Raw genomic sequence first — 26093 nt, 5'->3', positions numbered from 1 at the left:
CGGCGCTGGCAGCGCCTTAACCCGGAATTTCCGGCTCCACCAGGTTTGCCAGCTGTGCCAGCGACTCCTGCCAACCCAGGTAGCACATCTCCACGGGGATGACCTCGGGAATGCCAGACTGCTCGATGTGCACTTCCGTGCCGCACAAGACGGGCTTGAGGCTGACCGTCACAAAAATCTCACCCGGCAAATTGGGATCGTCAAAGGTGTCGGTGTACTGGATCAGTTCGTTGGGGATCAGCTTCTTGTATTCGCCGCCAAACGAATGGCCCAGCCCGGTGGAAAAGTTCTCGAACGACATCTTGAAGCTGCCGCCGACTTTGGCTTCCATATGCTGCACCTTGCAGACGAAACCATAGGGCGGCAACCATTTGGCGATGGCCGCGGCATCCAGAAATGCGCGGTAGATTTTCTCCGGCCGGGTTTTCAGCACGCGGTGCAGGCGGACAGTTCCAGTAGCCATGCTCGGATCTCCTTGGACAGAAACAGGGAGGGCCATTGTCTGCCGCTCGCGCGGCTAAGGCCAGTGCCTGGTGGGATCTCTATTCGCCAGTCGGGGTTTACTGCAGGCCCAGCGCCTTGCGCAGCTCTGCCTTGGCGGCTTCGAAATCGGTGTTGAATGTGGGGCTGGCCAGCAGGGTTGCGGCCATGGCACTGCCGGCACGGCGGCCTGCATCCAGATCGTTGGGATAGTGCATGCCGCCGATGACGCGGCTTTCGGCGTAGTCGTTGGCGCGCGCAAAGATGGCCGCCCGTTGTTCCGGCAGCATGCTGCTCAACACGATGGCCATCATGGTGGAGCGCGAGGTGTGGCCCGACGGGTAGGACCCGCTTTTGGACGGCTTCACCAGGGGCTTGATGTCCGGGTTGTTCAGGAACGGACGTGTGCGGCCAAAGAAGGCCTTGACCGGGTCCACCACGGCGTCTTCGGTGTCGCCCATGCGCGCGAACATGGCGGTGAACAGGGGCAGATTGGCCGGCTTGAAGTTGGCTCCCAGTACCGTGGAGAACATGGCGTACACCGTTTCTTCGGCGTCGCTGTTGGCCAGTGCAATGCGCTCGGGCGTGGCGGCTTTTTGCGCCGCCAGCACCAGCATCTGTTGGGCGCGGTCTTCGGCGCTACCGTTGGCTACGGGTGCGGGCATGAACGGGATGATGTCCAGCTGCTTATGGGTAAGGTAGGGGCTTTCCGCGGCAAATGCGTTGAAGCTTAAAGCGATGGCACAGCCCAGCAGGGCACGGCGGATGAACATAGGTGGTTCCCAAATAAACCCCGCATTGGATAGAGGAAATATTTCAAATGCGTGACGATTTGGAGACCGTTTTTTAGCTTTGCAGGACAAAAGCGTGTGGCGCCAAGACAGTACGATCAAGCGTTTTCGTCCACCTACTCTTCAGAAAGACTCCCATGCCTCTGCAACGCATCAACCCTGGCAACCGACTCTGCGACGCCACCATCCACAACGGCGTGGCTTACTTGGCCGGTCAGATTCCAGAAGACGCCAGCCTGCCCATAGCAGCCCAGACCCAGAGCGTGCTGGACCAGATCGACACCGTGCTGGCCCAGGCCGGCAGCGACAAGGCGCACATCCTCAGCGCCACCATTTATCTGTCCAGCATGGGTGACTTCGCCGCCATGAACGCGGTGTGGGACGCCTGGATTGGCACCACCGGCATCGGCCCCGCCCGCGCCACGGTCGAGGCCCGTCTGGCCCGCCCGGAGATCAAGGTCGAGATCATGGCGATTGCCGCCGTCAAATAACGATGAAATAGCCCGCTGGCGCAGATAAGACCTGCGCTAGCAGCTATGAAATTTGTAGTAAACCCAGGGGCAAAGCTGTGAGCGATTCATCACCATTGCCAAACGCTGCAGATATTTTTGACCGCTCCTGGCAACGCGCCTGGCGGGGTCTGGGCGTAGCCGTACCGGCGGCTGGGCTGCAGGCTCGCTTGTTGGCTTGCTATGCCGAACCGCAGCGCCACTACCACAGCCTGCAGCATCTGCGCGAGTGCCTTGAGGCGCTGGAAACCAGCCTGCATCTGGCACAGCAGCCGGCCGAGGTCGAGTTGGCTCTGTGGTTCCATGATGCGGTGTACGCGCTGCAGCGATCGGACAACGAGCAGAAAAGCGCAGACTGGGCGCGCGATGCGTTGCTGGCTGCAGCCCTGCCGCCGGTTTTATGCCAGCGCGTGCATGACCTGGTCATGGCGACGCGGCATAGCGCTGCACCCGAGGCTACGGACGAGCAACTTCTGGTGGATATAGACCTTGGTATTCTGGCCGCACCCGCTACCCGGTTTGCAGAATACGAGCGCCAGATTCGTGCTGAATACGCTTTCGTGCCGGGCTGGATATTCCGGCGCAAGCGCCAGGCCGTGCTGCAGTCCTTTCTGGACCGGCCGCATATTTACAGCACGCCCCATTTCTTCGCATTGCATGAAGCCGCTGCTCGGATTAATCTGGAGGCGGCGGTAGCCTAGGCGCTGCTTCTTTCGATCGCCATCTGGTCGATATTGGTGTTGATCCGCTCCACAAAGCTGGCGAGCTGGGCGATCTCGTCCGGCGTGAAGCCGATCAGCGCTTGCGCCTTCAGCACTTCCATCACCGCCCTGACCTTGGGCATGCGCTTGGCCGCCGTGGTGCTTAGCGAGATCAGCCGGCTGCGTTTGTCCGCGGGGTCGGGGACGCGCTCCACCAGGCCGTCGCGCTCCATGCGGTTCAGCAGCTGGGCCATGCTGGGCTGCTCCACCTGCGCAATGCGGGCCAGCTCGGCCTGCGACAGCGCCTTGCCACCCTTGAGCCCCATCAACACCGGCATTTGGCCCGTGGCGAAACCCAGGTCGCGCAGCTCCACATCGGCGATGCGGGCAAAGCTGCGGTGCGCACGGCCTATGAGCTTTAGCGGGTTGGGAGGTAAATGGTCATCGCTCATATATCGTATTGACAATACATAGGAGGCTATATTAATATATAGGCACCTATATTAAATTTCAAATTCAACCATCGCCTATGCAACAGCATCTTTACCTGCCATTATCTGTGCCAGCCCTGCCTTCGCGGCACACTGCGCAGTACTTTGAGTGGCCCATCGCATGACATCCACCACCCCGCACAAGGCCGTGCCGGCCAAGTTCACCCGCTACCAGACCTTTGTGGCGGGCCTGCTGGCAGCGCTGCAATTTGCCGTGATTCTGGACTTCATGATCATGTCGCCACTGGGTGCGCTGATCATGCCCGCACTGCAGATCAGCACGCGCCAGTTCGGCATGGTCGTGTCGGCCTACGCCTTCAGCGCCGGCCTGTCGGGCCTGCTGACGGCGGGCTTCGCGGACCGCTTCGACCGCAAGAAACTGCTGCTGTTTTTCTATACCGGCTTTGTGCTGGCCACGCTGTGGTGCGGGCTGGCGCCGAACTATGAAATGCTGCTGCTGGCGCGTGTGGTGACGGGCATCTTTGGCGGCGTCATCGGCTCGGTGGTGATGGCCATCGCGGCCGACCTGTTTGCCCCGCAGCAGCGCGGCCGCGTCATGGGCGTGATCCAGACGGCCTTTGCCGCCAGCCAGGTGCTGGGCTTGCCCGTGGGCCTGTACCTGGCTAACCGCTGGAATTGGCACGCCCCGTTTTTGGCAATGGTGGTGATCGGGGGCATTGGCGGACTGGTCATCGTCCTGGGTATGAAGCCGGTGGCCGACCACCTGCGCATCCCGCAGGAGAAAAGCGCCTTCATGCACCTGTGGCATACCGTGGTCGAGCCGCGCTATCTGATGGCTTTTGCCACCACCGCGCTACTGACCACCGGCGGCTACATGCTGATGCCGTTCAGCAGCGCGTTTATCGTGAACAACGTGGGTATCGCCATGGAGCGTTTGCCTACGATCTACCTGATCACCGGCGCGTTCACCATCTTTGTTGGCCCGCTGGTCGGTCGGGCGGCGGATACCTGGGGCAAGCTGCCGGTGTTTTTCGTGGGCAGCGCTTTGACCATTGCCATGGTGCTGGTCTACACCCACCTGGCCGCTGTGCCCTTCTGGCTGCTGGTGCTGGTCAACGTGGTGCTGTTTGTCGGCATCTTCTCGCGCCTGATTCCGTTCCAGGCCATGTCCAGCATGGTGCCGGAGGCGACCCAGCGTGGCGCCTACAACGCCATCAGTGCCGCCATCCAGCAGCTGGCTGGCGGGCTGGCATCACTGGTGGCCGGGCACATCGTGTCGTTTGGCGCGGATGGCAAGCTGCAGAACTACGGCGTGATCGGTTATGTGGTGGTCGGCTCCACGTTGACGGCGGCTTTCCTGGCATGGCGGGTGCACCAGGGCCTGCAGTTGCGCGGCACGGCAGCCCCAAGCTTGGCCCAGGCCAGCTAGCGGCTTTTTTCATAGCTGTTCCAGCGCGACGGCCAGCCGCTGGAGATGCGGGTGCGCGTGTTGGTGGACTTTCTGTGTGGCTGAACCTGCTTATTTACCCCGCGGCAGGCCTTGGAACAGCGAAGCAAATTTGTTGACCACGTAGGGCGCGAACAGCGTCATGCCCGAGACCAGAAAGTTCACCACCCGCTCCAGGCTGTCCGGCACCTGGCCGGTACGGCCCAGCGAGAACAGGGCCAGCGCGCCAAAGCCGATGAACAGAAACAGGATCGCCACCATGCCCATCAGTGCGATCACGCGGCTGCTGCTGGCGCGCATCTGGGCCGCCAGCAGGGGCTTGCCGTCCGGGCCTAACTGCAGGCTGCGGGTGGTGTTGCCAGCGGCATCCGTCACCTCGGTATAGACCGGCAAATCCACCTCTTCAGACAAGGCGTCTGCCAGCGACCAGCCGACCGATTGCTTCAAGGCCGCGCGTATCACGCAGATCGCCACCACCGCGCCGAACAGCGCCAGCAGCGGTATGAAATACAGCAGCCAGGTGGCCGGCGGCACCCAGGGTGGAGGTGCGGTCTGGGCCTGGGCTAGAGGAACCAGAACAAGTGCGGCAATAGCGCACAGGCGAGGGCTGCGGAATATGCAGGGCATAGAACCTCCGAGTAGCGGCACCCGGGGCGCCGACCGCCGCCACTATGCGCCTGCTAGCGGCCTGGCGGAAGCGGCTTTGTACCAGGGCTGTCCGCCATCTGGAGGATGGGGCGCGCGCTTGTCAGCGGATGTCGATCTGGTACTCGAAACCGTCAGCCGCACCCCAGGTGCTGCGCCACTCGATGGGCCGCCCGGCAAAGTCGAAAGCCACGCGGTGCACGCGTATCAGCGGGCTGGCCACCGCGACCTTGAGCAGCGCCGCCAGTGCCGCGCTGGCCGATTCCACGCGTAGCGTTTCGGTGGCCGAGGCCACGACCTGCCGGCACTCTTTTTCATACAGCGGATACAGCAGGTCTTCGAACGCGTCGAGCTGCAGGGTCTCGATCGCCTGGAAGCCATCGCGTGGCAGCCAGATGTCTTCGGCCAGCACAGGTTCGTTGTCGATCAGGCGTAGGCGCGACAAATGGATGGCGCTCTGCGCCGGGTCCAGGCGAAGGGCGCTGCGCACCTCGGTATCGGGCTGGGCCAGTTCCCGGCTCAGCACGCGGGCACGGGGCTTTACCGCTTCGCCGCTGCGGCTTTTGAAGCGGAAGAAGCGGAACAGCGAGGAGTCGAAGCGAGGCCGGCGTATGAAGGTGCCCTTGCCCTGGCTGCGCGTCAGCGCGCCTTCGGCCACCAGCAGGTCGATGGCCTTGCGCAGCGTGCCGGTGGATACCGCGTAGCTGTCGGTCAGCTCGGCCTCGGTCGGGATCGCCTGCTCCGGCAGCCATTCCGACGCGGCAATGCGGCGCGCCAGGTCGTCACGGATTTGCTGGTAGCGGGGCAGGCGGTCGTCCATAGGGGGCTTGCAACTGGCGTGCACTCATGTAGATGTTCAAAGGAATTTCGACTGTACCAGTCTGCGGCTGCGCACCGGCATGCGGGGCTGCCTAGGGTTTCTACTGCTTTCGAATACTGGCCTGGCTTCTAGAATTCATACAGTCATCTATATGTTTATATAACAAGGCCTGAAGGAGATTTATGTTTACTTGGTACAAACAAGGAACGCCCACCGAGCGTAAAACCTTCTGGGCCTGCTTTGCCGGCTGGGGGCTGGACGCACTGGATGTGCAGATGTTCACCCTGGCCATTCCGGCCATCATTGCGGCCTTTGGCATCGACAAAGGTCAGGCTGGGCTGATCAGCAGCGTCACACTGGTGTCTTCGGCGCTGGGCGGCTGGGTGGCCGGTGCGCTGTCGGACCGCTTTGGCCGTATCCGCACGTTGAAATGGACCATCGTCTGGTTCGCGGGCTTCACCTTTTTGTGCGCCTTTGCCCAGACCTTTCCGCAGCTGCTGGTGCTCAAGGCGTTCCAGGGTTTTGGCTTTGGCGGCGAATGGGCGGCCGGTGCGGTGCTGATGGCCGAGACCATCCGTGCGGAAAACCGTGGCAAGGCCATGGGCGCCGTGCAAAGTGCCTGGGCCGTGGGCTGGGGCGCGGCCGTGCTGCTGTTCACCGTTGCCTTCTCGTGGTTGCCACCGGACATGGCCTGGCGCGTGATGTTTGCCGTGGGCCTGTTGCCAGCCCTGCTGGTGGTCTACATCCGCCGCAGCCTGAAGGAGCCGGTGCGCGCCGCTGCAGCGGCCGGTGCCGAGGTAGGTGGCATCTGGTTCAACCTGGCCAAGATCTTCCGGCCGGACGTGCTCAAGACCACGCTGCTGGGCGCCATTCTGGGCACCGGCGCGCACGGTGGCTACTACGCCATCATGACCTGGCTGCCCACCTATCTGTCCAAGGAGCGGCATCTGTCTGTGCTCAGCACCGGTGGCAACCTGGCGGTGGTGATCATTGCCTTTTGGTGCGGCTGCATGGCCAGCGCGCAGCTGATAGACCGCATCGGCCGGCGCCGCAATGTCGCACTGTTTGCCGCCTGCTGCATCGTTACGGTGCTGGCCTATGTGTACCTGCCTCTGAGTGACGCGGCCATGCTGGTGCTGGGTTTTCCGTTGGGCTTTTTCGCGGCGGGCATCCCGGCCAGCCTGGGCTCGCTGTTCAATGAGCTGTACCCAGCCGACATGCGCGGTGCAGGCGTAGGCTTTTGCTACAACTTTGGCCGCATCGCGTCCGCCATCTTCCCCTTCCTGGTAGGCTATATGAGCCAGTCCATGCCCCTGGGCGAAGCCATCGGTATCGACGCCGCCATTGCCTACGGGTTGGCCATGGTGACGGTGTTGTGCCTGCCTGAAACCCGCGGCCGTGCGCTGACAATGCAAGCTGCATGAACTCGCGTAGAGACTTCAACACCACGGTGTTGGGTCTGACGGCCGTTACACCTCTGGCCGCCTGCTCCCACCTTATGTCCCACTCCCCAGTGCAAGCCATAGACTGCCACGCCCATGTGTTCCACCGCGGTTTGCCCATGCCGGACAGGCGGCGGGCCCCCAGCGGCTATGACGCGCCCCTGAGTGCGTATCTGCAGCAGCTGGACAGCCACGGCATGAGCCATGGCGTGCTGGTGCAGCCCAGTTTTCTGGGCACCGACAACCGCTATCTGGTGGACTGCCTGAGGCAGCAGCCACAGCGTTTGCGCGGCATTGCCGTGGTCGATCCCACGGTGGACGCGGCCGAGCTGGACCGCCTGGCCCAGGCCGGTATCGTCGGCATACGCTTGAATCTGGTGGGTCTGCCCAACCCTGACCTGCGCGGCGCGCCCTGGGCCGGGCTGCTCAGCCAGGTGCGTCGGCTGGGCTGGCAGGTGGAGGCGCACCAAAGCGCGGGCGCGCTGCAGGGCGTGGTCGATCCGCTGCTGGATGCGGGTGTGCCGGTGGTCGTGGACCATTTCGGCCGGCCTGACGCCAAGCTGGGTGTGGACGATCCAGGCTTCCAGTACCTGCTGGAGCGTGGGCGCAGCCGCCAGGTGTGGGTGAAATTGTCGGGCGCCTACCGCAATGGCAGCCTGGGCGCCGGCGAGGCGACGGCCTTGCGTGCCACGCCTTTGCTGCGCTCGGCCTTCGGGCTCGACCGCCTGCTATGGGGCAGCGACTGGCCGCATACCCTGTTCGAATCGACAACTACCTACAGCGCCGAGCGCGAAGCGCTGAACCACTGGCTGCCGCTGGCGGCGGACCGGCAGCAGGTGCTGGCCGCCACGCCGGCCGCCCTGTTCGGTTTTTGACTTACACAGAAAAACAGCTGCTAGCGCAGGCATTACCTGCGGTAGCAGCTATTAATTCAATAGCGGATTGAAAACGGGCGCTGGCCCGTGTCCAACTAGCTCAGGTGCTTGCCGATCAGCCCGGTCAACTCAAACATGCTGACCTGCGGCTTGCCGAACACCGGCTCCAGCAGCGCATCGGCATTGATGTTACGCTTGTTGGTCGCGTCCTGCAGGTTGTTGGCCTTGATGTAGTCCCACATCTTCTTGACCATTTGCGGACGCGAAGCGGCTTCGCTACCCACTACCGCAGCCAGTGCCGGGCTGGGCGTCAGGCCGCCGGTGGTGGGGGTCTTGCGCGGGGTTTTGGCGGCTGCGGTTTTCTTGGCTGCGGCCTTTTTAGCGGGCGCTGCCTTCTTGGCCGGCGCGGCTTTTTTCGCCGCAGCCGATTTGGCGGCTGCACCAGCTGCACCTGGTCTAGGCGGGAACTTGCTGGGTGCGAACTCGAAGTTCACCTTGCCGGCCTCCGCATCCCAGGCCAGGAAGGCCTTGAAGTTGCGGCGCGTGCGCATGGAGACGAACTTATCCAGCAGATCGGTCTTGCCGGTGGTCAGCAGCTTGTGCATCTGCTCGGGCTCCACCGTTTGCTGCAGGATGATCTTGCCGCTCTTGAAGTCGCAGCTGGGCGTGGGGTGGGCCTGGGTGGGCACGCTCTTTTCGCACACATAGTTGGCACCGTGCTCGTGCACCGGGCTGCCGCATTTGGGGCAGTTGCCCAGGTTGGCTGCGGCGCTGAAGTCCACCAGCTCACCGGTTTCCTCGCCGGCCTTGTCGTCGCCGAAGTCGAACTCCAATTTGTAGTTCTTGGTTTCTTCATCAAACTTGATGAGCATTTCGGCGGTGAACGGCCAGCCGGCTTTGGAACGGAAGCCGTCCAGCGGGCCAATGCGGCGGTCGCGCATGAATTGTTCGACCTCGGCCGGTTCGAAAGTGCGGCCTGCGGGCGATTTGCCGAACGAGAAACCGCAACCTTCGCCGTGGCCATCTGCACCGGTACAGGTGTAGCGGCGGTAGTTTTCCTTGACCACGCCGCCGCAGTTCGGACAGGGCGCGGACAAGGTGGCGTAGTCGCCGGGGATGGTGTCGCGGTCGTATTCCTTGGCCTTTTTCACCAGGCGCTCGGTCATGGCGGCGATCTCGGCCATGAAGGTGGCGCGACTGATCAGGCCCCGCTCCATTTGCGACAGCTTGTATTCCCACTCGCCGGTAAGCTCGGCGTGGCAGAGCTCTTCCACGTCCAGGCCGCGCAACAGCGTCATCAGCTGGAAGGCCTTGGCCGTGGGGATCAGCTCGCGGCCTTCGCGCAGCATGTACTTTTCGGCGATCAGGCCTTCGATGATGCTGGAGCGCGTGGCTGGCGTGCCCAGGCCCTTCTCCTGCATGGCTTCGCGCAGTTCGTCGTCGTCAATCGTCTTGCCGGCGCCTTCCATGGCGCCGAGCAGCGTGGCTTCGGAGTAGCGGGCCGGTGGCCGGGTCTTCAGCGCCTTGGGGTCGGCCGAGGCGGTCTGCACCACTTCGCCCGGCTGTACCAGCACCAGGTTTTTGCCGTCTTTTTCATCGTCGTCGCTGACGGCTTCCTTGCCGTAGATGGCCAGCCAGCCTGGCTTGACCAGCACCTTGCCGTCGCTGCGGAAGGCGTATTTCTTGCCCTCAGTCGCCACCGTGCTGACGCGGGTGGTGACTTGGTATTCGGCGCTGGGGAAGAACACCGACAAAAAGCGGCGCACCACGAAGTCGTACAGCCGCTGTTCTGCCTCGCTCAGGCCGCTCGGTGCTTGCAGCGTGGGGATGATCGCAAAGTGATCGCTGACCTTGCTGTTGTCGAACACGCGTTTGGTGGGCTTCACGTAGTTGCCGTCTACCGCCTGTTTGGCAAACGGCGCCAGGTGCTTCATGCCGCTATTGGCCAGCATGCCCATGGTTTCTTTGACCACGGGCAGGTAGTCTTCGGGCAGGGCGCGCGAATCGGTACGCGGGTAGGTTAGCGCCTTGTGGCGTTCGTACAGGCTTTGGGCCAGGGCCAGCGTAGTCTTGGCGCTGAAGCCGAAGCGGCTATTGGCCTCGCGCTGCAGCGAGGTCAGGTCGAACAGCGCGGGACTGGCCTGCGTGGTGGGTTTGCTTTCTTCCGTCACCGTGGCGGGCTTGCCACGGGCGGCGTTGGCAATGGCTTGCGCCTCGGCGGCGTTCCAGACGCGGTCGGCGCGCTGCTCGGCGTCGGGCTGGCCGTCCGGGCCGGGGGGCGGTTTTTTCCAGTCGGGGTTGAACCATTTGCCGGGGTAGTTGCCGGCCTCGGCATCGAAAGTGCCGTGGATTTCCCAGTAATCGCGGCTGACGAACTTGCGGATTTTTTCCTCGCGTTCCACCACCACCGACAGCGTGGGCGTCTGCACCCGGCCCACCGTGGTCAGGAAGAAGCCGCCGTCGCGTGAGTTGAAGGCTGTCATGGCGCGGGTGCCGTTGATGCCCACCAGCCAGTCGGCCTCGGAGCGCGAACGTGCCGCATCGGCCAGGCCCTGCATCTGCGCTTCGCTGCGCAGCGCGCTAAAGCCGTCGCGGATGGCCTGCGGCGTCATGGACTGCAGCCAGAGGCGACGCACCGGCTTGGCCAGGGGCTTGCTGCCGCCGGCGTACTGCTCGATCAGGCGGAAGATCAGCTCACCCTCGCGGCCCGCGTCACAGGCGTTGATGATGTCGGTCACATCTTTGCGCTTGGCCTGCTTGACCACGGCGTTGAGGCGAGTTTTTGTTTTATCGACGGGTTTTAAGTCGAAATACGGTGGAATTACCGGCAGATGCGCAAAGCTCCATTTGCCGCGCTTGACGTCGAATTCCTCCGGCGCCTGGATCTCCACCAAGTGGCCGACCGCGCTGGTCACCACGTATTTTTCGCTCTCGAAATATTCGTCGAACTTCTCGAATTTGCCAGCGGTCGGTGTGAGCGCACGCACGATGTCTTGCGCCACCGAGGGTTTTTCGGCAATCACCAGGGTTTTTGTCATAACTTCACTTTGCCAATTTTTGAATTTGTGCGGACTTTGTCTGAGCGGCGTCAACCGGGGTGGGGCCACTTCTACAATCCGGCTTTGTCCCATTTCGCGCACAAATTCGCGGATGGGCTCCTTATTTAAGTTAACAGAGTTTTGCCGTGACTTCCAAAACCCGACCGAAAGCCGCTAGAAATCCAGGCCGTCGCATCCAGGTTCGCCGTTCCGGCGTGCATGGCAAGGGCGTTTTTGCGCTGCAGGACATCGCCGCCGGCGATGTAGTGGCCGAGTACGTCGGCGAAATCATCACCTGGCAGGAAGCCCAGGACCGCCACCCGCACGACCCCAGCCAGCCCAACCACACCTTCTACTTCCATGTGGACGCAGACCGGGTGATCGACGCCAACTACGGCGGCAATTCCTCACGCTGGATCAACCACGCCTGCGAGCCGAACTGCGAAACCGACGAGCAGGACGGCCGCATCTTCATCATCGCCCTGCGCGACATCGCCGCTGGCGAAGAGCTGAACTACGACTACGGCCTGATGCTGGAAGAGCGCTACACCCCCAAGCTCAAGGCCGAATACCCCTGCTGGTGCGGTGCCCCCAGCTGCCGCGGCACGCTGCTGGCGCCTAAACGCCGCCTGAGCAGGCTGCACAAGTGATGCGCTGGCCCGCCGAGGCGATCTGGGAGGCGGTGTCGCCGCAGTGGCCGGACTTCACGGTCGAGGTGCTGCCGCAGATAGCCTCCACCAACAGCGAGCTGATGCGCCGCGTGCGCGCTGGCCGCTGCGAGCCCACCTTGCTGGTGGCCGAGCAGCAAACCGCCGGCCGGGGCCGCCTGGGCCGTGACTGGCACAGCCAGGTGGGCGATTCGCTGACTTTCTCTGTCTCCCTGCCTCTGGCGCCGGCGGATTGGGCTGGCCTGTCGCTGGCCGTGGGCGTGAGCGTGGCCGAGAGTCTGCACCCGGACATCCAGCTCAAGTGGCCCAACGACCTTTGGTTGCAGGGGCGCAAGCTGGCTGGCGTGCTGATCGAAACCGCCGGTGCAGGTGAGCAGCGCTCGGTGGTGGTGGGCGTGGGCATCAATATCGCGCCGCGTGCATCCGAGGGCTTGTCCACCCCGCCCGCCTGGCTGCAGGAGCTGCTGCCCGACGTGGATGCGGGGGCAGCCCTGCTGCGCGTGGCGCCGCCGCTGCTGCAGGCCTTGGCGGCCTTTCAATTGGCCGGTTTGGCGCCCTTCCTGCCCGGCTTTGCCCGGCGTGACCTGCTGTGCGGTAACGCGGTGACCCTGAGCAACGGCACCGTGGGCATGGCGCGCGGTGTAGATGCGCAGGGCGGCCTGCTGCTGCAAACCCCTGCGGGTATGCAGACCGTGACCAGTTCCGAGGTCAGCGTGCGCCCCGCTGCGCCGGCCACACCAGGATCGACCGGAGCATGACCATGGGAAGCAAGACCATGCTGCGCGCGTTGCTGCTGTCCCTGGTGCTGGCCAACGCCCTGTTTTTTGCCTGGTCGCATGGCTTGCTGGCCGCCTATGGCCTGGCGCCGGAGCAGCAGTCCGAGCCGCAACGCCTGCAGCAGCAGATCCACCCCGAGATGCTGGTGGTGCTGACGCCCGAGGCCGTGGCGGCAGCCGCAGCTGCGGCCTCTGCTGCCAGCGCGCCGGCTTCGGCTCCGGCCATAGCGGCGAACGAGCCCACCGAATGCCTGGTGGCCGGCCTGTTTGACGCAGCACGTGGCAAGCAGTTGAGCGATGCCTTGGCAGCCCTGCCAGCGGGTTCCTGGACACTGGATGAAGCCACCGATCCAGGCCGCTGGATCGTCTATATGGGCCGCTACCAGACGGCCGAGTTCACCGACCGCAAAAAGGCCGAGCTGCGCGGCCTGCACGTCAAATACGAGGCCGCACCCGCATCACTGGAACCCGGCATTCTGTTGGGCCGTTTCGACAGCGAGGCGGCGGCCAATAAATCCCTGGGCGACCTGGCCCAGCGTGGCGTGCGCACCGCCAAGGTGGTGGTCGAGCGGCCCGAGCAGCACGGCCTGCAGCTGCGCCTGCCGGCGGTGGACGCGGCGCTGAAGACCCAGCTGGACGGCCTGAAGACCGCGTTGGCGGGCAAGCCGCTGCGGGCCTGCCCGGCCAACTAGGTCTATCGATGCCCTCGCTACAACGCCCCGAGGCCGTGGACGTGCTGATCTACCTGGCTAAGTGGATCGGCCTGGCCACGCTGGTGGCGGTGCTGGCGGGCAGTGCGTCTGCCTTCTTTCTGTTTGCTCTGGAATGGGCCACGCAAACCCGCATCGCCCACCGCTGGCTGTTGCTGCTGCTGCCGTTCGCCGGCTTTGGCGTCGGCTGGCTGTACCTGCGCTTTGGCCAGCGTGTGGAGGCGGGTAACAACCTGCTGATTGACGAGATCCACGACCCGAAGGCCACTATCCCGTTGCGCATGGCGCCGCTGGTGCTGTTCGGCACCGTGGTGTCGCACCTGTTCGGCGCCTCCGTAGGGCGCGAGGGCACGGCGGTGCAAATGGGTGGCGCCCTGGCCGACCAGCTCACCCGTCTGTTCCGTCTACACGCCGAAGACCGCCGCATGGTGCTGATGGCCGGCATCAGTGCTGGCTTTGCCTCGGTGTTCGGCACGCCGCTGGCCGGCGCGATTTTCGGGCTGGAGGTGCTGGCCCTGGGCCGCATGCGTTTCAACGCCCTACTGCCCTGTCTGGTGGCCGCCATCGTGGCCGACCAGGTGGGCCTGTTGTGGGGTGTGCACCATACCCATTACGTCGTGCCACTGGTGCCGCCCGTGGCCGCCTGGCCGCTGCTGGCTATGGTGCTGGCGGGCTGCCTGTTCGGCCTGACCGGCAAGCTGTTTGCCGATGCCACCCATGCCCTGGGTGCTTTCATGAAAAAGCACATCGCCTACAGCCCCTTGCGCCCCTTCCTGGGCGGCGTGGTGGTGGCCACGGCGGCCTGGTTCTGGCTGGGCGCAGACCGCTACATCGGCCTGGGCATCCCCACCATCGTGGAGGCCTTCCAGCACCCGCTGGCCATTACGGACTACTTGGGCAAGTTCGCCTTCACTGTGGCCTCGCTGGGCACGGGCTTCAAGGGCGGCGAGGTGACCCCGCTGTTCTACCTGGGCGCCACCCTGGGCAACGCGCTGGCGCCGCTGCTGCAGCTGCCCTTCCCTCTGCTGGCCGGCGTGGGCTTTGTGGCGGTGTTTGCCGGTGCGGCGAATACACCGCTGGCTTCCACCCTGATGGCCATGGAATTGTTTGGTGCCGAAATCGGCGTTTACGCAGCACTGGCCTGCGTAGCCAGCTATCTTTTTTCAGGGCATAGCGGTATTTACAAAGCGCAGCGCGTGGGCCATGCCAAGCTACGTGCCGCACCTGAAAACATACGCCTGGGCGACCTGGCGGCCCACCAGCAAGACCTGGCGCGCAAGGCTGCTGCCAACGACCCCCAACCCTAGGAAACCCGCCGTGCAAATCCAAGCCCACGAAGTCGATCTGAGCACCCCCACCGGCCCCATGCGCTGCTATGTGTACCGGCCCAAGGACGGCGGCGCTGCCAAGCCCCGGCAGTACCCGGCCATCATCCTGTATTCCGAGATTTTTCAGCAGACCGGTCCGATACGCCGCAGCGCGCAGACCATGGCCGGCCACGGCTACATCGTCATCGTGCCCGAGGTGTTCCATGAGCTGAACCCCATCGGCACCGTGCTGGGCTACGACGACGCAGGCCGCGACAAGGGCAATGCCGACAAGGTGGCCAAGACCCTGGAGGCGCATGACGGCGACACCCAGTCCATCATCGACTACGCCGCCAGCCTGCCCTATTACGCGGGCAGCATCGGCGCCATGGGCTTCTGCCTGGGCGGCGGCCTGGCCTACCGCGCGGCGCTGAACCCGGCGATTGCCGCCACATCGTGCTTCTATGCCACCGACATCCATTCGGGCATGGTGCCGTCCCAGCCGGGTAACGACAGCCTGGGCTGCACTGGCGAAATCAAGGGCGAGCTGCAAATGGTCTGGGGCAAGCAAGACCCGCACATCCCCGCCGCAGGCCGCGCCCTGGTCTACCAGAAGCTCAGCGACAGCGGTGTCAACTTCACCTGGCACGAGTTCAACGGCGTACACGCCTTCATGCGCGATGAAGGCGAGCGTTTTGATGCGGAACTGCAGCTGCTGGGCTACCAGCTGGCACTGAGCCTGTTCCGCCGCGTGCTGTACTAAACCCTAGAGCGGCAATACCGCCAGCCGCCACAGCGTCGTCAGCTCGGCTGCACGCGCAGCATGCAGGGGCGCATTGGCGTCGGTAGCCTTGGGGTGCTGCGGCTTGGCGTCCAGCCGGCCCAGCACCTGCAGGCCGTGTTGGGTAAATGCGTCTTGCAGCTCGGTGGGTGTGCGCAGGCCCAGGTGTTCGGCCAGGTCGGAAATGATCAGCCAGCCCTCGCCGCCTGGCGCCAGGTGCTTCTTCAAGCCGGCCAGAAACGCCAGCAGCATGCGGCTGCCTTCGTCGTACACCGCGTGTTCTATGGGCGAGCCGGGCCGGGCCGGCAGCCAGGGCGGGTTGCAGACGATCAGCTGGGCCTGGCCCTCCGGGAACATATCGGTTTGCAGCACCTGCACCGTGGGCGCCACGCCCAGCTGTAGCAGGTTGGCGCGCGCGCAGGCCAGGGCGCGTGGGTCCTGGTCGGTCGCCACCACCTGGGCCACGCCGCGCCGTGCCAGTACGGCCGCCAGTACGCCCGAGCCGGTACCGATGTCGAACGCCACCGCCGTATCGGCAGGCAGCGGCGCCTTGGCCACCAGGTCGATGTATTCGCCCCGCACCGGAGAAAACACGCCGTAGTGTGGGTGGATGCGGTTCAGCGGCGCCGCGCCCAGCGCCGGTATTTCGATGCCCACGCGGCGCCATTCGTGCGCGCTGGTCAGGCCTTGCAGCTCGCGCAGCGTGATGACCGATGGGCCCGCTGCAGCGTCCGCCGGGCCCCAGGCGGCCAGGCAGGCGGCGTGCACTTTGGGGGCGCGGCGCAGCGGCACGCTGTAGTCCGCAGCCATGGGTACCAGCAGCATGTTCAGCACCCGCGCGCGCTGCGCCTGGGCCTGGCGGTGCAGGTGGAAGGCATCGGCCAGCGTACCCGCATCCTTGGGGGCTTTGCGCTGCTTGCGGGCCGGGGTTTTGTCGATGCGCCGCGTCAGCGCCTGCAGCAGCTGGCGTGCGTTATGGAAGTCGCCACGCCACAGCAGGGCCGTGCCTTCACAGGCCAGGTGGTAGGCGGTGTCGGCGTTCATCGTGTCGTCGGCCAGCACCACCTTTTTGGGCGGTGGCGCGCCGCGTTCGGAGTGCCAATGGGCAGACTGCGGCTGGTCGTTCTCGGTCCAGTGCAGGGTGGGGCTGGAAGACAGCGTGGCGGGTGTGGGGGTGGGCATGCTTGCTTTCACGCTGTGGGGGACCGAGTCTTTTACCAGACGGCAGGCCCCCTGCACGTTGCAGGCAGAATTTAGTTTGCTATGGTTTCAGTAGCTGCTTGCGCAGTATTTACCTACGCTACAGGCCAATTTTTCATATGGGTTGCCTTGTTGCCGATGGCCTCATTTCTTGCTGTTTGCAGGCAAGGTGGCCACGGTCCGGCAGTGTGGAGGTAGCTGCATCACAAAGGTTTGCAGTACCATGTAATTATTTCGCATGCGAAGTAATTGGAATCTTTATGGCGTCTAAACCGCGTCTTATTTTTCTGCTGAACAGCGCGCAGCGCCGCCTGCAACAGTGGATGGCCGCCGAACAGGAGCGTACTGCCCAGGCGGGCGAGCGCGTGCCCTCGCCCGCCCAAGGTGGCGTGCTGTTCCTCCTGGCGCGCAGCGATGGTGCCACCATGGGCCAGCTGGCGCAGGGGCTGGACCTGGCGCCCTCGGCGGTGTCTGGCCTGGTGCAACGCATGGAGCAGCTGGACTGGCTGGTGCGTCGGCCCTGCGAGCGCGATGCGCGCACGCAGCGCGTGTGGCTGCGCCCCGAGGGCAGCGCACAAATGCCCGTACTGCGCAAGGCGCTGGGCCGCGTGAACGACCGCCTGACCGACTCTTTCACCGACGTCGAGCTGCAAACCGTGGCACGTTGGCTGGAGCATGTGCAAACCCTGGGAGTCCAAGATGTCTGACCGGCCTACTGCCACCCGATCCCTCACCCCTGTGCTGGCGCCCGAGCCGGTCATGCTGGACTGTGCCGACGGCCAGCGGCTCCAAGCCCACTTTTTTGCAGCCCGGGGCCTCCACCAGCTGCAGCCGGTGTTGGTCTGCTCTGCTACTGGCGTGCGCCAGCAGTTTTATTGGCGCTTCGCCGATTGGCTGGCCGGGCAGGGCCATGCGGTGCTGGTGTTTGACTACCGGGGCGTCGGCCTGTCGCTGGACGGAGAGTTGTCGGCCAGCACGGCCCAGCTGGTCGATTGGGGTCAGCTTGACCAGGTGGCGGCCTTGCAATGGCTGTTGGACCGCTGCGGCGCTGCGCAGGCCGTGCTGGTAGGCCATAGTGCGGGTGGGCAGATGCTGGGTTTATTGCCCAACCATGGCCGTGTGGCCCGGCTGGTGGGCGTGGCTGCATCCACCGGCTGGTTCCGCGGCATGCGGCCCGCGTTCGCGCTCAAGGCCCGCCTGGGGCTGCGCCTGCTGGTGCCGCTGGGCACCCTACTCAAGGGCTATGCACCGACTGCCTGGCTGGGGCTGGGTGAAAACCTGCCTGCCGGTGTGGCCCGGCAATGGGGCCAGTGGTGCGCTGCCGGGGGCTACGCCACCAATGCCGTGCGGCGGGGCTCGGCGCAGGACTTCCACGCGCAGGTACGCACGCCCATCACCCTGTTTTACGCCGAGGATGATGACATCGCCACGCACTTCACCGTGCAGGACCTGTTGCAGACATTGCCCGCAGCGCCCGGCCGTGCCGTCCAGTTGCGGCCTCAGGACCACGGGCTGCGGCACATTGGCCACCTCGACTGGTTCCGCCAATCGCATCAGGCTCTCTGGGTCTTGCTGCTGGGAGCTGTACGTGGCGATGAACCCTGCACCGCAACATCCACCTAAGCAGGCCATACACACCGTTAACATGGGTTTCCCCGTTCCAGGAATCCTGCCCATGCAGCCCACCATCCGCCACGCCGAGCCAGACGACTACGACGCCATTGCCCTGATCTATGCCCAGCCCCTGGCGGCCGCCGGCACCATGCAGATCCCGCTGCAGTCGCGCGAGGTGTGGAAGAAACGCTTGGCCGGCATGGGCCCGTTGGACCGCGTGCTGGTGGCGGTGGTCAATGGCGAGGTGGTGGGCAGCCTGGGCATCCTCCCCGTGCCCCAACCGCGCCGCGCCCACGTGGCCGGCATCGGCATGGCGGTGCGCGACGAGCTGCAGGGCCAAGGCATAGGCACAGCCCTGCTGCAAGCCGCCATCGACCTGGCCGACAACTGGCTGAATCTGCTGCGCCTGGAGCTGACGGTGTACGCCGACAACACCGCCGCCCAGCGCCTGTACCAACGCCACGGCTTTGTGCTGGAAGGCACGCACCGCGCCTATGCCTTGCGCCATGGCCAGTACGTTGATGCGCATGCCATGGCGCGGCTGCATCCGGCGCCGCCTGTGGTGCGGTAGGCTTTTAGCGGGGCTGGTTTTTGTGTGGCTTTTATCGTCGCCAGAAGCAGCCATTGACACTAACAAACCTAATATGCGGGGCAGCGTTTTTCTAAATAGCTTGGGGGAAAACTTGAAAGCTATTTATCTTTTATCGATTGCTTGTCTCCTTGTCGCGATTGGACTATTTTTTCCGGGGCTTCCAAATTCGCCGGCCTTGTTTTTTGCCTGTCGGTCGTAGTCGAAATAGTCGGCTCGGCAATTACAGGAAAGAAGAAAAATGACGGCACGCGTTAAAGACGTAGTTCGGCCATAACCCGTCATTTAAAGTGTCACCGTGTTTAACGTCCTTCCCCTTCCTAAGTTGCTCGATGATTGGTTCGCATGGGCTAACTGGATAGCGACGGTCGGTCAGGCCCATGACGAAGCCGAGAGCCCTAATGGGCATCAGGAGTTTCTTTGGGCGGTTGAAGATAGTCCTGAGATGGCATGGGAAGCAATATTGACTGCGTTGCATGACCCAAGAGGTGCTTCACACACCGGAGTCCTCGCCGCTGGGCCACTTGAAGAACTTCTTTCGATATACGGCCCCGCATTTATTGACCGCGTGGAAGTTCGGGCAAAGGATGACCCACCTTTTTCTGCATTGCTGTCAGGTGTCTGGCAATACAACATAAGTGACGAGATTTGGGTGCGGGTGCAAGCTGCAGCGACCTCCGAAAATGCTTCTTGAGGGTCTTATTTCGGGTGGGCACAAGGTCGGAAAAATGCTCCGCTGGAGCGGACCCAAATCCGGCAGAATGCGGCCACAAGCAGCCTTTCGTGGACAACGCGAGTTGCTAATTTCAATATCCTCATCTCGATGAAACAGACCTACGCAACATTGCTTGGCTTTGCGCTTGCGCCACTGGTACCTGCTGGTGTGTTTTCGGCGACGAGTCCCGGATTAACAGGTAGCAGTGGGGCGACGGCCATCGGTTTGGTCCCCATCTTCTATGTCTTCGCGCTGCTCTTTACGGGCGTTTTGGCTGTTCCGCTTTATCTGTGCCTCAAACGTTGGGGGGGCGTGACGTGGCGGTCTGTGCTGATTGGTGGGACGGTCATAGGCGCAGCCGCGATGACGGTGATGCAAGCGACGGCTGAAGCCGCTGTATTTGGCGCAGGTATTGGTGCGAGTGAAGCGCTTGTGTTTTGGGCAATTCGGCGCTTGGGGCGAGTGTCGGCTTTTGGGAAGCCTTAAGTTCCGCTTGAGCCCGACTTAGTCGGCAGGGCTTCAGGCAGAATCCGGCCAATACCAGTCAGTGACTGCTTGAGAAAGCGGACGCTCAACGAGGCTGTAAAAAAACTATCTCATGCACAGCGGCAGAGCAATTCCGGGGGTACTCGAACCCCTCCCGTACCGGTGATCGTGGCATATACGCCGTTCTGATGCATCGACTTTTAGCGCAATTCATAGGGCATCTATTTGGATAGGTTTTTTTACAACCTCAACGTTTGAGTTAGGCCGCATCCGCAGCGCCTAGCCGTTGTACCCGCCTCGAGTACCGTAGTCGACGCCGTCAGACCCGCCGACCCCAGGTTGGCTAAACCAACCTCCAGGGTTTGCACCGGGCGCGACTACAGGGATTGGCGGCCCTGCATTAGCTGAGAGCGGCAATACATTGTTTTCTGTTGGAGCCGCTCCGACGGTTTTTTCTATGTGCTTCCAGATCCTGGTAGGCAGAGTCGGGCTATCTTCGCGAAGCCGTGCCCATTGCGCCTCAATTTTGCCCAGCGCCTCTCGTAGTTTTTCGTCGGTGGGCTGAGGCATACTGGACAATATCTCTAATTGATGTTTTATATTGGCGTATCGTCCTCCTGCAATACGATGCTTATCGGACAATTCCGAATGCTTTAAAAACGTTTGCAGGCTTACGAGCACCGCTGACACGACACTAAGCAATCCTACAAAAATTTGAATTGTGACGCTGGGCGCTTTGGTTAGAGATGCAAATACACTCGTGCCGACTATCGTACTTAGTGCGATTGCTGGCACCCCAAGCGCTAGATGCATAAAGCTGCCGCGCCTAGAGCACTCATAGTGAGCAAGCTGCATTCGATGCGCGCGGAATCGCCAACCGTCGATGAGTTGTTGTGCATGCATGATGAACTCCTTAATTCTGCGGCCTAACGTTCGAACTAAGCTGGCGCCAACGGTGTGGCGCGATGGGCGGGTTGCGCAAAATGGGCCGCAGGCCCTGCCCCGGACGACTAGCGTGATACGCCGTTGGTGCTCAGCTTGAGCGAGGGGTTCGGCCTCAACTGGCACCGACCAACTGCTTTGATGGGCAACTACGTTTCCATTCGACGCGCTCTTTAGACAGTTCAGAAATTAGCGCATTGACCAGCGCTTTGCCACCAGGAAATGGAAGGTACAGTCCGACCACTCGGGGGGAAGTGATTGTCTCCGATGAATACAGCAGAGCTTTTATTGATCCCACCGCCACTATCGCATTCTGCGCAGTAGTTCGATTCAGTTCGCTTTGTATTGGTAGAGCCGCGGCTACCGATTTGCCGTTCACGCCAAGGGTCTGGACGATGAGGGAACCGCGGAGACGATTTGCTTCTGCCTCAGCTCCAATGACACCTATTCCGGAAATGTTGACATTGCCTTCGACTGCGACTACGGACGAGGATACGCGGAGTCCAACCCCAACGTACACGGGAATGTTGAAGACAAAGCCGTCAACACCCTTCGTAGAAGTAAGGCGCTTCACCTCATATCTTTCACTTCCAGGAACCAATCCTGCAAACTCAGCCGTGAAAAGGCTAACTTCTTGATAAACGTTTTCAGTGGACTTTCGCATCAGCTTTGTGATTGCCACTGGAACATTAATTGTGTCGGCATTGATGTAATCAACAGTTACGCGATACGAACCATCCTTCACTGCAGCCTTTGAAGCCCCATAGGTTACTGCCCCCGACTTGTCAAATTGCTCTACGAGCATTCGAACGGCATTGTCTGGGAGGGACTCCAGGAGTGCGACGCTTGAGTCCGCCTTGAGTTCTTTGCATGCACCGGTCAGAACCATGTCAACAGGGAATGGGTCTACCGGGATGTAGGTATAGCCTGACTCAACCTCTCCGATTGATGCAGCGACTTGGCCGTCCCTCTGCCTGAAGGCGCCTCCGTCAAAGAGGGTTCCACAACCGGAAGTGAGAAGCGCAAGTGCTGCAACGGGGAGTATCTTTTTCATTTGTGGGCTCGTTTGTTGATGGCGACACTGCTTGCTGTGATCGGTTGGCTAATCGTCATCGGCAAGACTAATGAGGACTGCGGTGTTTAGGCCTACGAATGTCGACCGCAGAACCTGCGGGATAAGCGGGGAGATGCGGGATATTCTGGACACGCCTTCCTCCTGAGAGTGGCTTGCAGCTTACGTTTTTAACGGTACTACTGTACAAACATACAAGAATAAAAATTCCGTGAAACCCGACAGGCTTGCTCTTGGGAAACTATAGCTTGCAACGAGGTGAAATGGGGGCGCTCACAGGGCAAAATTATGACTGTGGAAACGCTGGGTGGCGCATCGCAGACCCCTTTGGAGAGCGATGCCCACCGTCGGCTTGGGGCCCGAATGCGACGTTCACGCCTCTCCAAAGCAGACATTGAAGATGGAAGTGTGGACGCTGCACACACCAAATGAAACCAAGAGTTGATGCCACCGCCTCAAGGCTGGGCACCTCATTGATTGCCATGTCGATACGCATCACACAGCTGCCGTACACCTATAGCGTTGCTGCCATTGCACCAAGTAATAGGTAAGAAATATGCATAGGCCAGCGATGGCCGCGCAATGACCAAAGAAGCCTGCGACCGATTCATCGAAGTTCCACCAGTCCAGCGTCATCTGAAATAGCAGTCGGGAGCGCAGGTTCAAAGCCGTCACGCTGCATGTGCCCTGAACTGCAATGCAGATGGCGATCAAGCGCAGGCAAGCCGTGCGGAGCATGTTGGGCCGTTTGATGCCCAGGAGCTTGCTGGTGACCGCCATCAGCATGGGCCAGCGTAGCCCCAGGTGGATTGCCACGATGATCAGCAACCAATAGGCGATGCCGGCATGGATTTGCCGCGCCGTGAAATCGTCTGCCAGGCGTAGATCAGCAAACAGTGTTTCCGAAATCACCAGGCTCGTGGCCAGCAGCGCCAGCATGCCAGCCATGAGTACGAAGGTGAGGGTAAGGTTGAATTTCTCGCGTCGCTCTTGCGCTCGCTTTGGCAGCGTGGCAAACCACCGCCGATGCAATATGTTGTGGACGGCGATCAGCAGAAACATGCTGATGCCTGCTAGTTCATGTGCCGTATTGCCTTGCCAGAAGTATGCAAAAGCGAACAGCAGCAGCCCGGCGGCAATCAAGTCCAACACCAGTCTGAACAGGAAAGCAGGCTTCAATGCGCGGCTCCATTTGTAATATCGGCTATTCCACAGGCTTGCCGCGAAAGTCCGACAGGCGGTTGGCCGTGTACAGGTAATCCTGGCCCTTCTGTGATGTGTGGCAGGACATGCAGCGTGCGGTGTTTTCCTGCAGGTTGACCTTCTGGTCAGGCCAGTACCACTGGAACTGCCAATCGCCGGTGCGGCGGCGCTCCTCGAAGTCCGCGCCCCAGGCTGGGCCCTTCTCCATGACGAAGTAGCGATAGATCTTCTCGTCCCGGTAGTCTGCCAGTACGAAGTGCGTGCCATTCTGTACGGGTTGCCCCTTCTGGATCGCCGCAATGGCCTCGCGCGTGGTGGAGATGTGCTCGGTCACGTTGCCGCGCCGGACCGTGGTGTAGTGCACCAGCCCCTCGAGCTTGGGGAATGTGACCCGATTGGCTTCCGCTCGCGCCTGCAGGGCAAGCGTGAATAGCGCACAGCCTATCAACGTGACCAGCGCGCTGATGCGGGCGATTTTTTGCCTGGATAGGTTCATGGTTGTTCTCTGGTTTCTTTCTGCCAGAACTGAATGGCTTCGCCAATCCAGCCCTGGGCGCTGGTGCCTTGGCCTGTGCCGAATCCATGGCCCAGGTTCGGGTATTTGCGGTATTCGACGGGCGTGCCGTTGCGTCGTAGTGCAGCCACCCGCGCTTCCATCGCAGCGGGCGGGGCAATGCCATCCAGATCGCCCACAACCGCGAAAGTGGGTGGCTCGGATGCGGTGACCTCTGAATGGCCGGTGTAAGCCATGACCACCACGGAAGGCTTTGGTGCCGGCTGTCCGCCAAACGCTGCAATGCCGTGTGAGCCGATGGCTGCAGCCATACGTGCCCCCGCGGAGCTGCCCCATAAGGAATAGCCTGCCGTACTGACCTGCAGCGCGCTGGCGTTGTGGAAGATGTATGCCACTGCTGCGGCCAAGTCCTCTGTGGCCACGTGCCCACCTTGGCCCGCTCGGTATTTCAGGACGAAGGCATTGAGCCCCTGTTTGCTGATTTCCTCCGCGTATGGAAATCCTTCGTGCACGGAGCCCACATAAGCAAATCCGCCGCCGGGCGCAATGACTGCGAAGGGGGCGCCGGGCTTACCCCGAAAGAAGAACAGGCCGGTGTGCTCCAAAGCCGGGTCGATGTGTTTCTCGACTGCGCTATGAAAGTCATAGAAGACGGTGTGGCCAGTGTTGGCGTCGTCCACCATGCGGTTCAGTGCGCCGACCACGACGGCAGGGCTGACATGGCTGTGATAGGGCAAGAGTTTCCCTATGTCAGACAGCGGCATGGACTCGTCATAGGTCCGCCCATCCCACGGCAATATGCGCTGGCTGAAGCCCCTGAATGCAGGGTGATTCAGCAGGACGCCGAGCCTATCGTCCGAGCGCAGGTGGGGGTGTCGCAGCGTCGCACCACCTTGCTGCCTGGCATAGACGGCCGCCGTGTCTGCGGAAGCTGCACTCACTTCACTGGCGTCACTGCAAGGCATGGCCATGAGCACGGGCAGCACGCCGCCGGCCAGCTTCCGGGCCTGGTGCAACCAATGCGTGTGCTTCATGGAGTGCTCAGCCATTGCGGTATCCGGTAGCCAGCGTTTCAGCGCTTGGGAGGTGCCTCTACCCCTGAAATCTGCATGACTCTTGCGGGCAGGCGCTCACCCTGGATGTGGATGGCGGCCACCTCTGCATTGAGTTGTTGTAGTTCCGCTGACGTAAAGGAGATCGCCGCTGCGCCCAGGTTTTCGTCCATGTGCGCCAATTTGGTGGTGCCTGGAATGGGCACGATCCATGGTTTTTGCGCCAGCAACCAGGCCAGGGCCAATTGGGCTGGCGTGGCATTTTTGCGTTGCGCCCAGGTTTGCACGACTCTGACCAAGGCCATATTGGCCGGCAAGGTGTCGGGGGCGAATCGCGGCACCACCGTACGGAAGTCCATCACCGGAGCGGATGCAAAGCGCGTGTCGGCCGTGACCGACCCGGTCAAGAAACCCATGCCCAAGGGGCTCCAGCATACGAAGCCAATCCCCAGTTCCTCGCATATCGGAAGCACCTGGGCTTCCGGTCCACGCCACACCATGGAGTATTCATTCTGGATCACGGTGAGGGGCTGCACAGCGTGCGCGCGGCGGATGGTTTGCACGCCGGGTTCGGACAAACCGAAGTGCAGCACTTTGCCTTCGGCGATCAAGTCTTTCACCGCGCCGGCTACATCTTCAATCGGGACCGCTGGGTCCACGCGGTGCTGGATCAGGATGTCGATGCGGTCGGTCCTGAGGCGCCGCAGCTGGGCTTCCACCACGCGCTTGATGTGTTCGGGGCGGCTGTTGAGGCCGCCACTGCGTTGGCCGGTTGACGGATCAATATCAAAACCAAACTTGGTCTCCAGGACGATCTTGTCACGTATCCCCTGCAGCGCCTCGCCCACGATGTCTTCGGAGAGGAATGGCCCGTATGCCTCGGCCGTGTCGATCAGCGTGACCCCCTGGTCCACGGCCCGCCGAACCAGACGGATCGCTTGAGGCCGGTCAAATGTGCTGCTGTAAGAGTCGGCGACCGCGCCAGGCGTGGCCCCCGGCCGCCATTGGCAACCCAGCCCAACCGGAAATACTTCCACTGCTCCCAGTTTGCGCCGAAGCGTAGTGGTGGTTTGAGCGACCGTAGGTGTGTTGGCCGTACTGGCACAGGCAGAGAGCAGCCATGGCGCTATGCCCAGGCTGGCGGCCGTGGCCAGCCATTGGCGGCGCGCCATGCCATGGGGTTCTGTGGCGCAGGGGGTGTTCTTGTGGCGTGTGGGCATGGTGAAACTCCTATCTTGAAGACGCACGTGGAGGCATGGGGGCG

The 26093-nt window shown here is 62.4% G+C and carries 28 protein-coding genes; 15 read left to right on the top strand and 13 right to left on the bottom strand.

What is annotated here, in order from left to right; translation table 11 throughout:
• Positions 1-16: 16 nt before the first annotated feature.
• Positions 17-463 carry an SRPBCC family protein gene (locus tag AC07O2_RS17130; RefSeq protein ID WP_495076954.1) on the bottom strand — a complete coding sequence of 149 codons (447 nt, stop codon included), beginning with the start codon at positions 461-463 and terminating at the stop codon, positions 17-19.
• Between the two features lie 97 nt (positions 464-560).
• Positions 561-1253 (bottom strand): acid phosphatase, encoded by a 693-nt coding sequence (locus AC07O2_RS17125; RefSeq protein WP_495076953.1) that lies wholly within the window; start codon positions 1251-1253, stop codon positions 561-563.
• A gap of 155 nt (positions 1254-1408) precedes the next feature.
• Between AC07O2_RS17125 and AC07O2_RS17120 the strand changes: the two genes are divergently transcribed.
• Complete coding sequence (locus AC07O2_RS17120) at positions 1409-1762, top strand: RidA family protein (RefSeq protein WP_495076952.1); 354 nt, start codon at positions 1409-1411, stop codon at positions 1760-1762.
• Positions 1763-1839: 77 nt separating this feature from the next.
• Positions 1840-2481 carry an HD domain-containing protein gene (locus AC07O2_RS17115; protein ID WP_495076951.1) on the top strand — a complete coding sequence of 214 codons (642 nt, stop codon included), beginning with the start codon at positions 1840-1842 and terminating at the stop codon, positions 2479-2481.
• Here the strand turns inward: AC07O2_RS17115 and AC07O2_RS17110 are convergent.
• Positions 2478-2933 (bottom strand): MarR family winged helix-turn-helix transcriptional regulator, encoded by a 456-nt coding sequence (locus AC07O2_RS17110; RefSeq protein ID WP_495076950.1) that lies wholly within the window; start codon positions 2931-2933, stop codon positions 2478-2480. The genes AC07O2_RS17115 and AC07O2_RS17110 overlap by 4 nt on opposite strands.
• A gap of 160 nt (positions 2934-3093) precedes the next feature.
• Between AC07O2_RS17110 and AC07O2_RS17105 the strand changes: the two genes are divergently transcribed.
• The gene (locus AC07O2_RS17105; RefSeq protein ID WP_495076949.1) at positions 3094-4362 is read left to right on the top strand and encodes an MFS transporter; all 1269 of its coding nucleotides are present in this window, start codon (positions 3094-3096) and stop codon (positions 4360-4362) included.
• A gap of 90 nt (positions 4363-4452) precedes the next feature.
• Here AC07O2_RS17105 and AC07O2_RS17100 read toward each other — a convergent pair whose 3' ends face one another.
• Positions 4453-5007: a hypothetical protein gene (locus AC07O2_RS17100; RefSeq protein WP_495076948.1), complete on the bottom strand. Its 555-nt coding sequence runs from the start codon at positions 5005-5007 to the stop codon at positions 4453-4455.
• Between the two features lie 121 nt (positions 5008-5128).
• On the bottom strand, positions 5129-5869 hold the full coding sequence (locus AC07O2_RS17095; protein ID WP_495076947.1) for a GntR family transcriptional regulator: 741 nt from the start codon (positions 5867-5869) through the stop codon (positions 5129-5131).
• 158 nt (positions 5870-6027) lie between these two features.
• On the opposite strand from AC07O2_RS17095, the gene AC07O2_RS17090 reads away from it, so the two are divergent.
• A complete protein-coding gene (locus tag AC07O2_RS17090) occupies positions 6028-7269 on the top strand; it encodes an MFS transporter (protein ID WP_495076946.1) in 1242 nt (413 codons plus the stop codon).
• On the top strand, positions 7266-8162 hold the full coding sequence (locus AC07O2_RS17085; RefSeq protein ID WP_495076945.1) for an amidohydrolase family protein: 897 nt from the start codon (positions 7266-7268) through the stop codon (positions 8160-8162). The genes AC07O2_RS17090 and AC07O2_RS17085 overlap by 4 nt, the downstream gene beginning before the upstream one ends.
• Positions 8163-8257: 95 nt before the next feature.
• Here AC07O2_RS17085 and AC07O2_RS17080 read toward each other — a convergent pair whose 3' ends face one another.
• Positions 8258-11200 carry a DNA topoisomerase III gene (locus AC07O2_RS17080; RefSeq protein WP_495076944.1) on the bottom strand — a complete coding sequence of 981 codons (2943 nt, stop codon included), beginning with the start codon at positions 11198-11200 and terminating at the stop codon, positions 8258-8260.
• 146 nt (positions 11201-11346) lie between these two features.
• Between AC07O2_RS17080 and AC07O2_RS17075 the strand changes: the two genes are divergently transcribed.
• The 5 genes from AC07O2_RS17075 to AC07O2_RS17055 are packed head-to-tail and all read left to right on the top strand — an operon-like array spanning position 11347 to position 15424.
• Entirely contained in the window at positions 11347-11850 is a 504-nt protein-coding gene (locus AC07O2_RS17075; protein WP_495076943.1) for an SET domain-containing protein, read from the top strand.
• On the top strand, positions 11850-12626 hold the full coding sequence (locus AC07O2_RS17070) for a biotin--[acetyl-CoA-carboxylase] ligase (protein ID WP_495076942.1): 777 nt from the start codon (positions 11850-11852) through the stop codon (positions 12624-12626). The genes AC07O2_RS17075 and AC07O2_RS17070 overlap by 1 nt, the downstream gene beginning before the upstream one ends.
• 2 nt (positions 12627-12628) lie before the next feature.
• Entirely contained in the window at positions 12629-13336 is a 708-nt protein-coding gene (locus tag AC07O2_RS17065; RefSeq protein WP_495076941.1) for an SPOR domain-containing protein, read from the top strand.
• A gap of 8 nt (positions 13337-13344) precedes the next feature.
• Positions 13345-14661, top strand: coding sequence for a voltage-gated chloride channel family protein (locus AC07O2_RS17060; RefSeq protein WP_495076940.1), 1317 nt, complete (start codon positions 13345-13347; stop codon positions 14659-14661).
• Between the two features lie 10 nt (positions 14662-14671).
• Entirely contained in the window at positions 14672-15424 is a 753-nt protein-coding gene (locus AC07O2_RS17055; protein WP_495076939.1) for a dienelactone hydrolase family protein, read from the top strand.
• Between the two features lie 3 nt (positions 15425-15427).
• Here AC07O2_RS17055 and AC07O2_RS17050 read toward each other — a convergent pair whose 3' ends face one another.
• Positions 15428-16624: a methyltransferase gene (locus AC07O2_RS17050; protein ID WP_495076938.1), complete on the bottom strand. Its 1197-nt coding sequence runs from the start codon at positions 16622-16624 to the stop codon at positions 15428-15430.
• Between the two features lie 278 nt (positions 16625-16902).
• On the opposite strand from AC07O2_RS17050, the gene AC07O2_RS17045 reads away from it, so the two are divergent.
• From AC07O2_RS17045 to AC07O2_RS17025, 5 genes are all read left to right on the top strand, one after another.
• On the top strand, positions 16903-17349 hold the full coding sequence (locus AC07O2_RS17045; protein WP_495076937.1) for a MarR family winged helix-turn-helix transcriptional regulator: 447 nt from the start codon (positions 16903-16905) through the stop codon (positions 17347-17349).
• Positions 17342-18265, top strand: coding sequence for an alpha/beta hydrolase family protein (locus tag AC07O2_RS17040; protein WP_495076936.1), 924 nt, complete (start codon positions 17342-17344; stop codon positions 18263-18265). Before AC07O2_RS17045 ends, AC07O2_RS17040 begins: the two co-directional genes overlap by 8 nt.
• A 52-nt stretch (positions 18266-18317) precedes the next feature.
• A complete protein-coding gene (locus tag AC07O2_RS17035) occupies positions 18318-18827 on the top strand; it encodes a GNAT family N-acetyltransferase (RefSeq protein ID WP_495076935.1) in 510 nt (169 codons plus the stop codon).
• 316 nt (positions 18828-19143) lie between these two features.
• Positions 19144-19539 (top strand): DUF6869 domain-containing protein, encoded by a 396-nt coding sequence (locus AC07O2_RS17030; RefSeq protein ID WP_495076934.1) that lies wholly within the window; start codon positions 19144-19146, stop codon positions 19537-19539.
• Between the two features lie 129 nt (positions 19540-19668).
• Positions 19669-20046 (top strand): hypothetical protein, encoded by a 378-nt coding sequence (locus tag AC07O2_RS17025; RefSeq protein WP_495076933.1) that lies wholly within the window; start codon positions 19669-19671, stop codon positions 20044-20046.
• 279 nt (positions 20047-20325) lie between these two features.
• Here the strand turns inward: AC07O2_RS17025 and AC07O2_RS17020 are convergent, their stop codons facing one another.
• From AC07O2_RS17020 to AC07O2_RS16995, 6 genes are all read right to left on the bottom strand, one after another.
• Positions 20326-20949, bottom strand: coding sequence for an SLATT domain-containing protein (locus AC07O2_RS17020; protein WP_495076932.1), 624 nt, complete (start codon positions 20947-20949; stop codon positions 20326-20328).
• Between the two features lie 154 nt (positions 20950-21103).
• Positions 21104-22042, bottom strand: coding sequence for a hypothetical protein (locus tag AC07O2_RS17015; RefSeq protein ID WP_495076931.1), 939 nt, complete (start codon positions 22040-22042; stop codon positions 21104-21106).
• A 513-nt stretch (positions 22043-22555) separates the two neighbouring features.
• Complete coding sequence (locus tag AC07O2_RS17010) at positions 22556-23239, bottom strand: DUF4405 domain-containing protein (protein WP_495076930.1); 684 nt, start codon at positions 23237-23239, stop codon at positions 22556-22558.
• 25 nt (positions 23240-23264) lie between these two features.
• Positions 23265-23759 carry a cytochrome P460 family protein gene (locus AC07O2_RS17005; protein ID WP_495076929.1) on the bottom strand — a complete coding sequence of 165 codons (495 nt, stop codon included), beginning with the start codon at positions 23757-23759 and terminating at the stop codon, positions 23265-23267.
• Complete coding sequence (locus AC07O2_RS17000) at positions 23756-24811, bottom strand: alpha/beta hydrolase (RefSeq protein WP_495076928.1); 1056 nt, start codon at positions 24809-24811, stop codon at positions 23756-23758. The genes AC07O2_RS17005 and AC07O2_RS17000 overlap by 4 nt, the downstream gene beginning before the upstream one ends.
• Before the next feature lie 38 nt (positions 24812-24849).
• Positions 24850-26049, bottom strand: coding sequence for an aldo/keto reductase (locus AC07O2_RS16995; protein WP_495076927.1), 1200 nt, complete (start codon positions 26047-26049; stop codon positions 24850-24852).
• Positions 26050-26093: the final 44 nt, after the last annotated feature.

The organism is Rhodoferax sp. GW821-FHT10B06 (genome assembly GCF_059415605.1).
Note: the sequence above shows the minus strand (reverse complement) of the source record. Positions and strands in the feature narration are given on the sequence as shown.

Excerpts from the sequence above, each read along its gene's own strand:
- AC07O2_RS17130 (WP_495076954.1), bottom strand. The coding sequence starts at position 463 with ATGGCTACTGGAACTGTCCGCCTGCACCGCGTGCTGAAAACCCGGCCG.
- AC07O2_RS17125 (WP_495076953.1), bottom strand. The coding sequence starts at position 1,253 with ATGTTCATCCGCCGTGCCCTGCTGGGCTGTGCCATCGCTTTAAGCTTC.
- AC07O2_RS17120 (WP_495076952.1), top strand. The coding sequence starts at position 1,409 with ATGCCTCTGCAACGCATCAACCCTGGCAACCGACTCTGCGACGCCACC.
- AC07O2_RS17110 (WP_495076950.1), bottom strand. The coding sequence starts at position 2,933 with ATGAGCGATGACCATTTACCTCCCAACCCGCTAAAGCTCATAGGCCGT.
- AC07O2_RS17105 (WP_495076949.1), top strand. The coding sequence starts at position 3,094 with ATGACATCCACCACCCCGCACAAGGCCGTGCCGGCCAAGTTCACCCGC.
- AC07O2_RS17100 (WP_495076948.1), bottom strand. The coding sequence starts at position 5,007 with ATGCCCTGCATATTCCGCAGCCCTCGCCTGTGCGCTATTGCCGCACTT.
- AC07O2_RS17090 (WP_495076946.1), top strand. The coding sequence starts at position 6,028 with ATGTTTACTTGGTACAAACAAGGAACGCCCACCGAGCGTAAAACCTTC.
- AC07O2_RS17085 (WP_495076945.1), top strand. The coding sequence starts at position 7,266 with ATGAACTCGCGTAGAGACTTCAACACCACGGTGTTGGGTCTGACGGCC.
- AC07O2_RS17080 (WP_495076944.1), bottom strand. The coding sequence starts at position 11,200 with ATGACAAAAACCCTGGTGATTGCCGAAAAACCCTCGGTGGCGCAAGAC.
- AC07O2_RS17070 (WP_495076942.1), top strand. The coding sequence starts at position 11,850 with ATGCGCTGGCCCGCCGAGGCGATCTGGGAGGCGGTGTCGCCGCAGTGG.
- AC07O2_RS17065 (WP_495076941.1), top strand. The coding sequence starts at position 12,629 with ATGGGAAGCAAGACCATGCTGCGCGCGTTGCTGCTGTCCCTGGTGCTG.
- AC07O2_RS17060 (WP_495076940.1), top strand. The coding sequence starts at position 13,345 with ATGCCCTCGCTACAACGCCCCGAGGCCGTGGACGTGCTGATCTACCTG.
- AC07O2_RS17050 (WP_495076938.1), bottom strand. The coding sequence starts at position 16,624 with ATGCCCACCCCCACACCCGCCACGCTGTCTTCCAGCCCCACCCTGCAC.
- AC07O2_RS17045 (WP_495076937.1), top strand. The coding sequence starts at position 16,903 with ATGGCGTCTAAACCGCGTCTTATTTTTCTGCTGAACAGCGCGCAGCGC.
- AC07O2_RS17040 (WP_495076936.1), top strand. The coding sequence starts at position 17,342 with ATGTCTGACCGGCCTACTGCCACCCGATCCCTCACCCCTGTGCTGGCG.
- AC07O2_RS17035 (WP_495076935.1), top strand. The coding sequence starts at position 18,318 with ATGCAGCCCACCATCCGCCACGCCGAGCCAGACGACTACGACGCCATT.
- AC07O2_RS17025 (WP_495076933.1), top strand. The coding sequence starts at position 19,669 with ATGAAACAGACCTACGCAACATTGCTTGGCTTTGCGCTTGCGCCACTG.
- AC07O2_RS17020 (WP_495076932.1), bottom strand. The coding sequence starts at position 20,949 with ATGCATGCACAACAACTCATCGACGGTTGGCGATTCCGCGCGCATCGA.
- AC07O2_RS17015 (WP_495076931.1), bottom strand. The coding sequence starts at position 22,042 with ATGAAAAAGATACTCCCCGTTGCAGCACTTGCGCTTCTCACTTCCGGT.
- AC07O2_RS17005 (WP_495076929.1), bottom strand. The coding sequence starts at position 23,759 with ATGAACCTATCCAGGCAAAAAATCGCCCGCATCAGCGCGCTGGTCACG.
- AC07O2_RS17000 (WP_495076928.1), bottom strand. The coding sequence starts at position 24,811 with ATGAAGCACACGCATTGGTTGCACCAGGCCCGGAAGCTGGCCGGCGGC.
- AC07O2_RS16995 (WP_495076927.1), bottom strand. The coding sequence starts at position 26,049 with ATGCCCACACGCCACAAGAACACCCCCTGCGCCACAGAACCCCATGGC.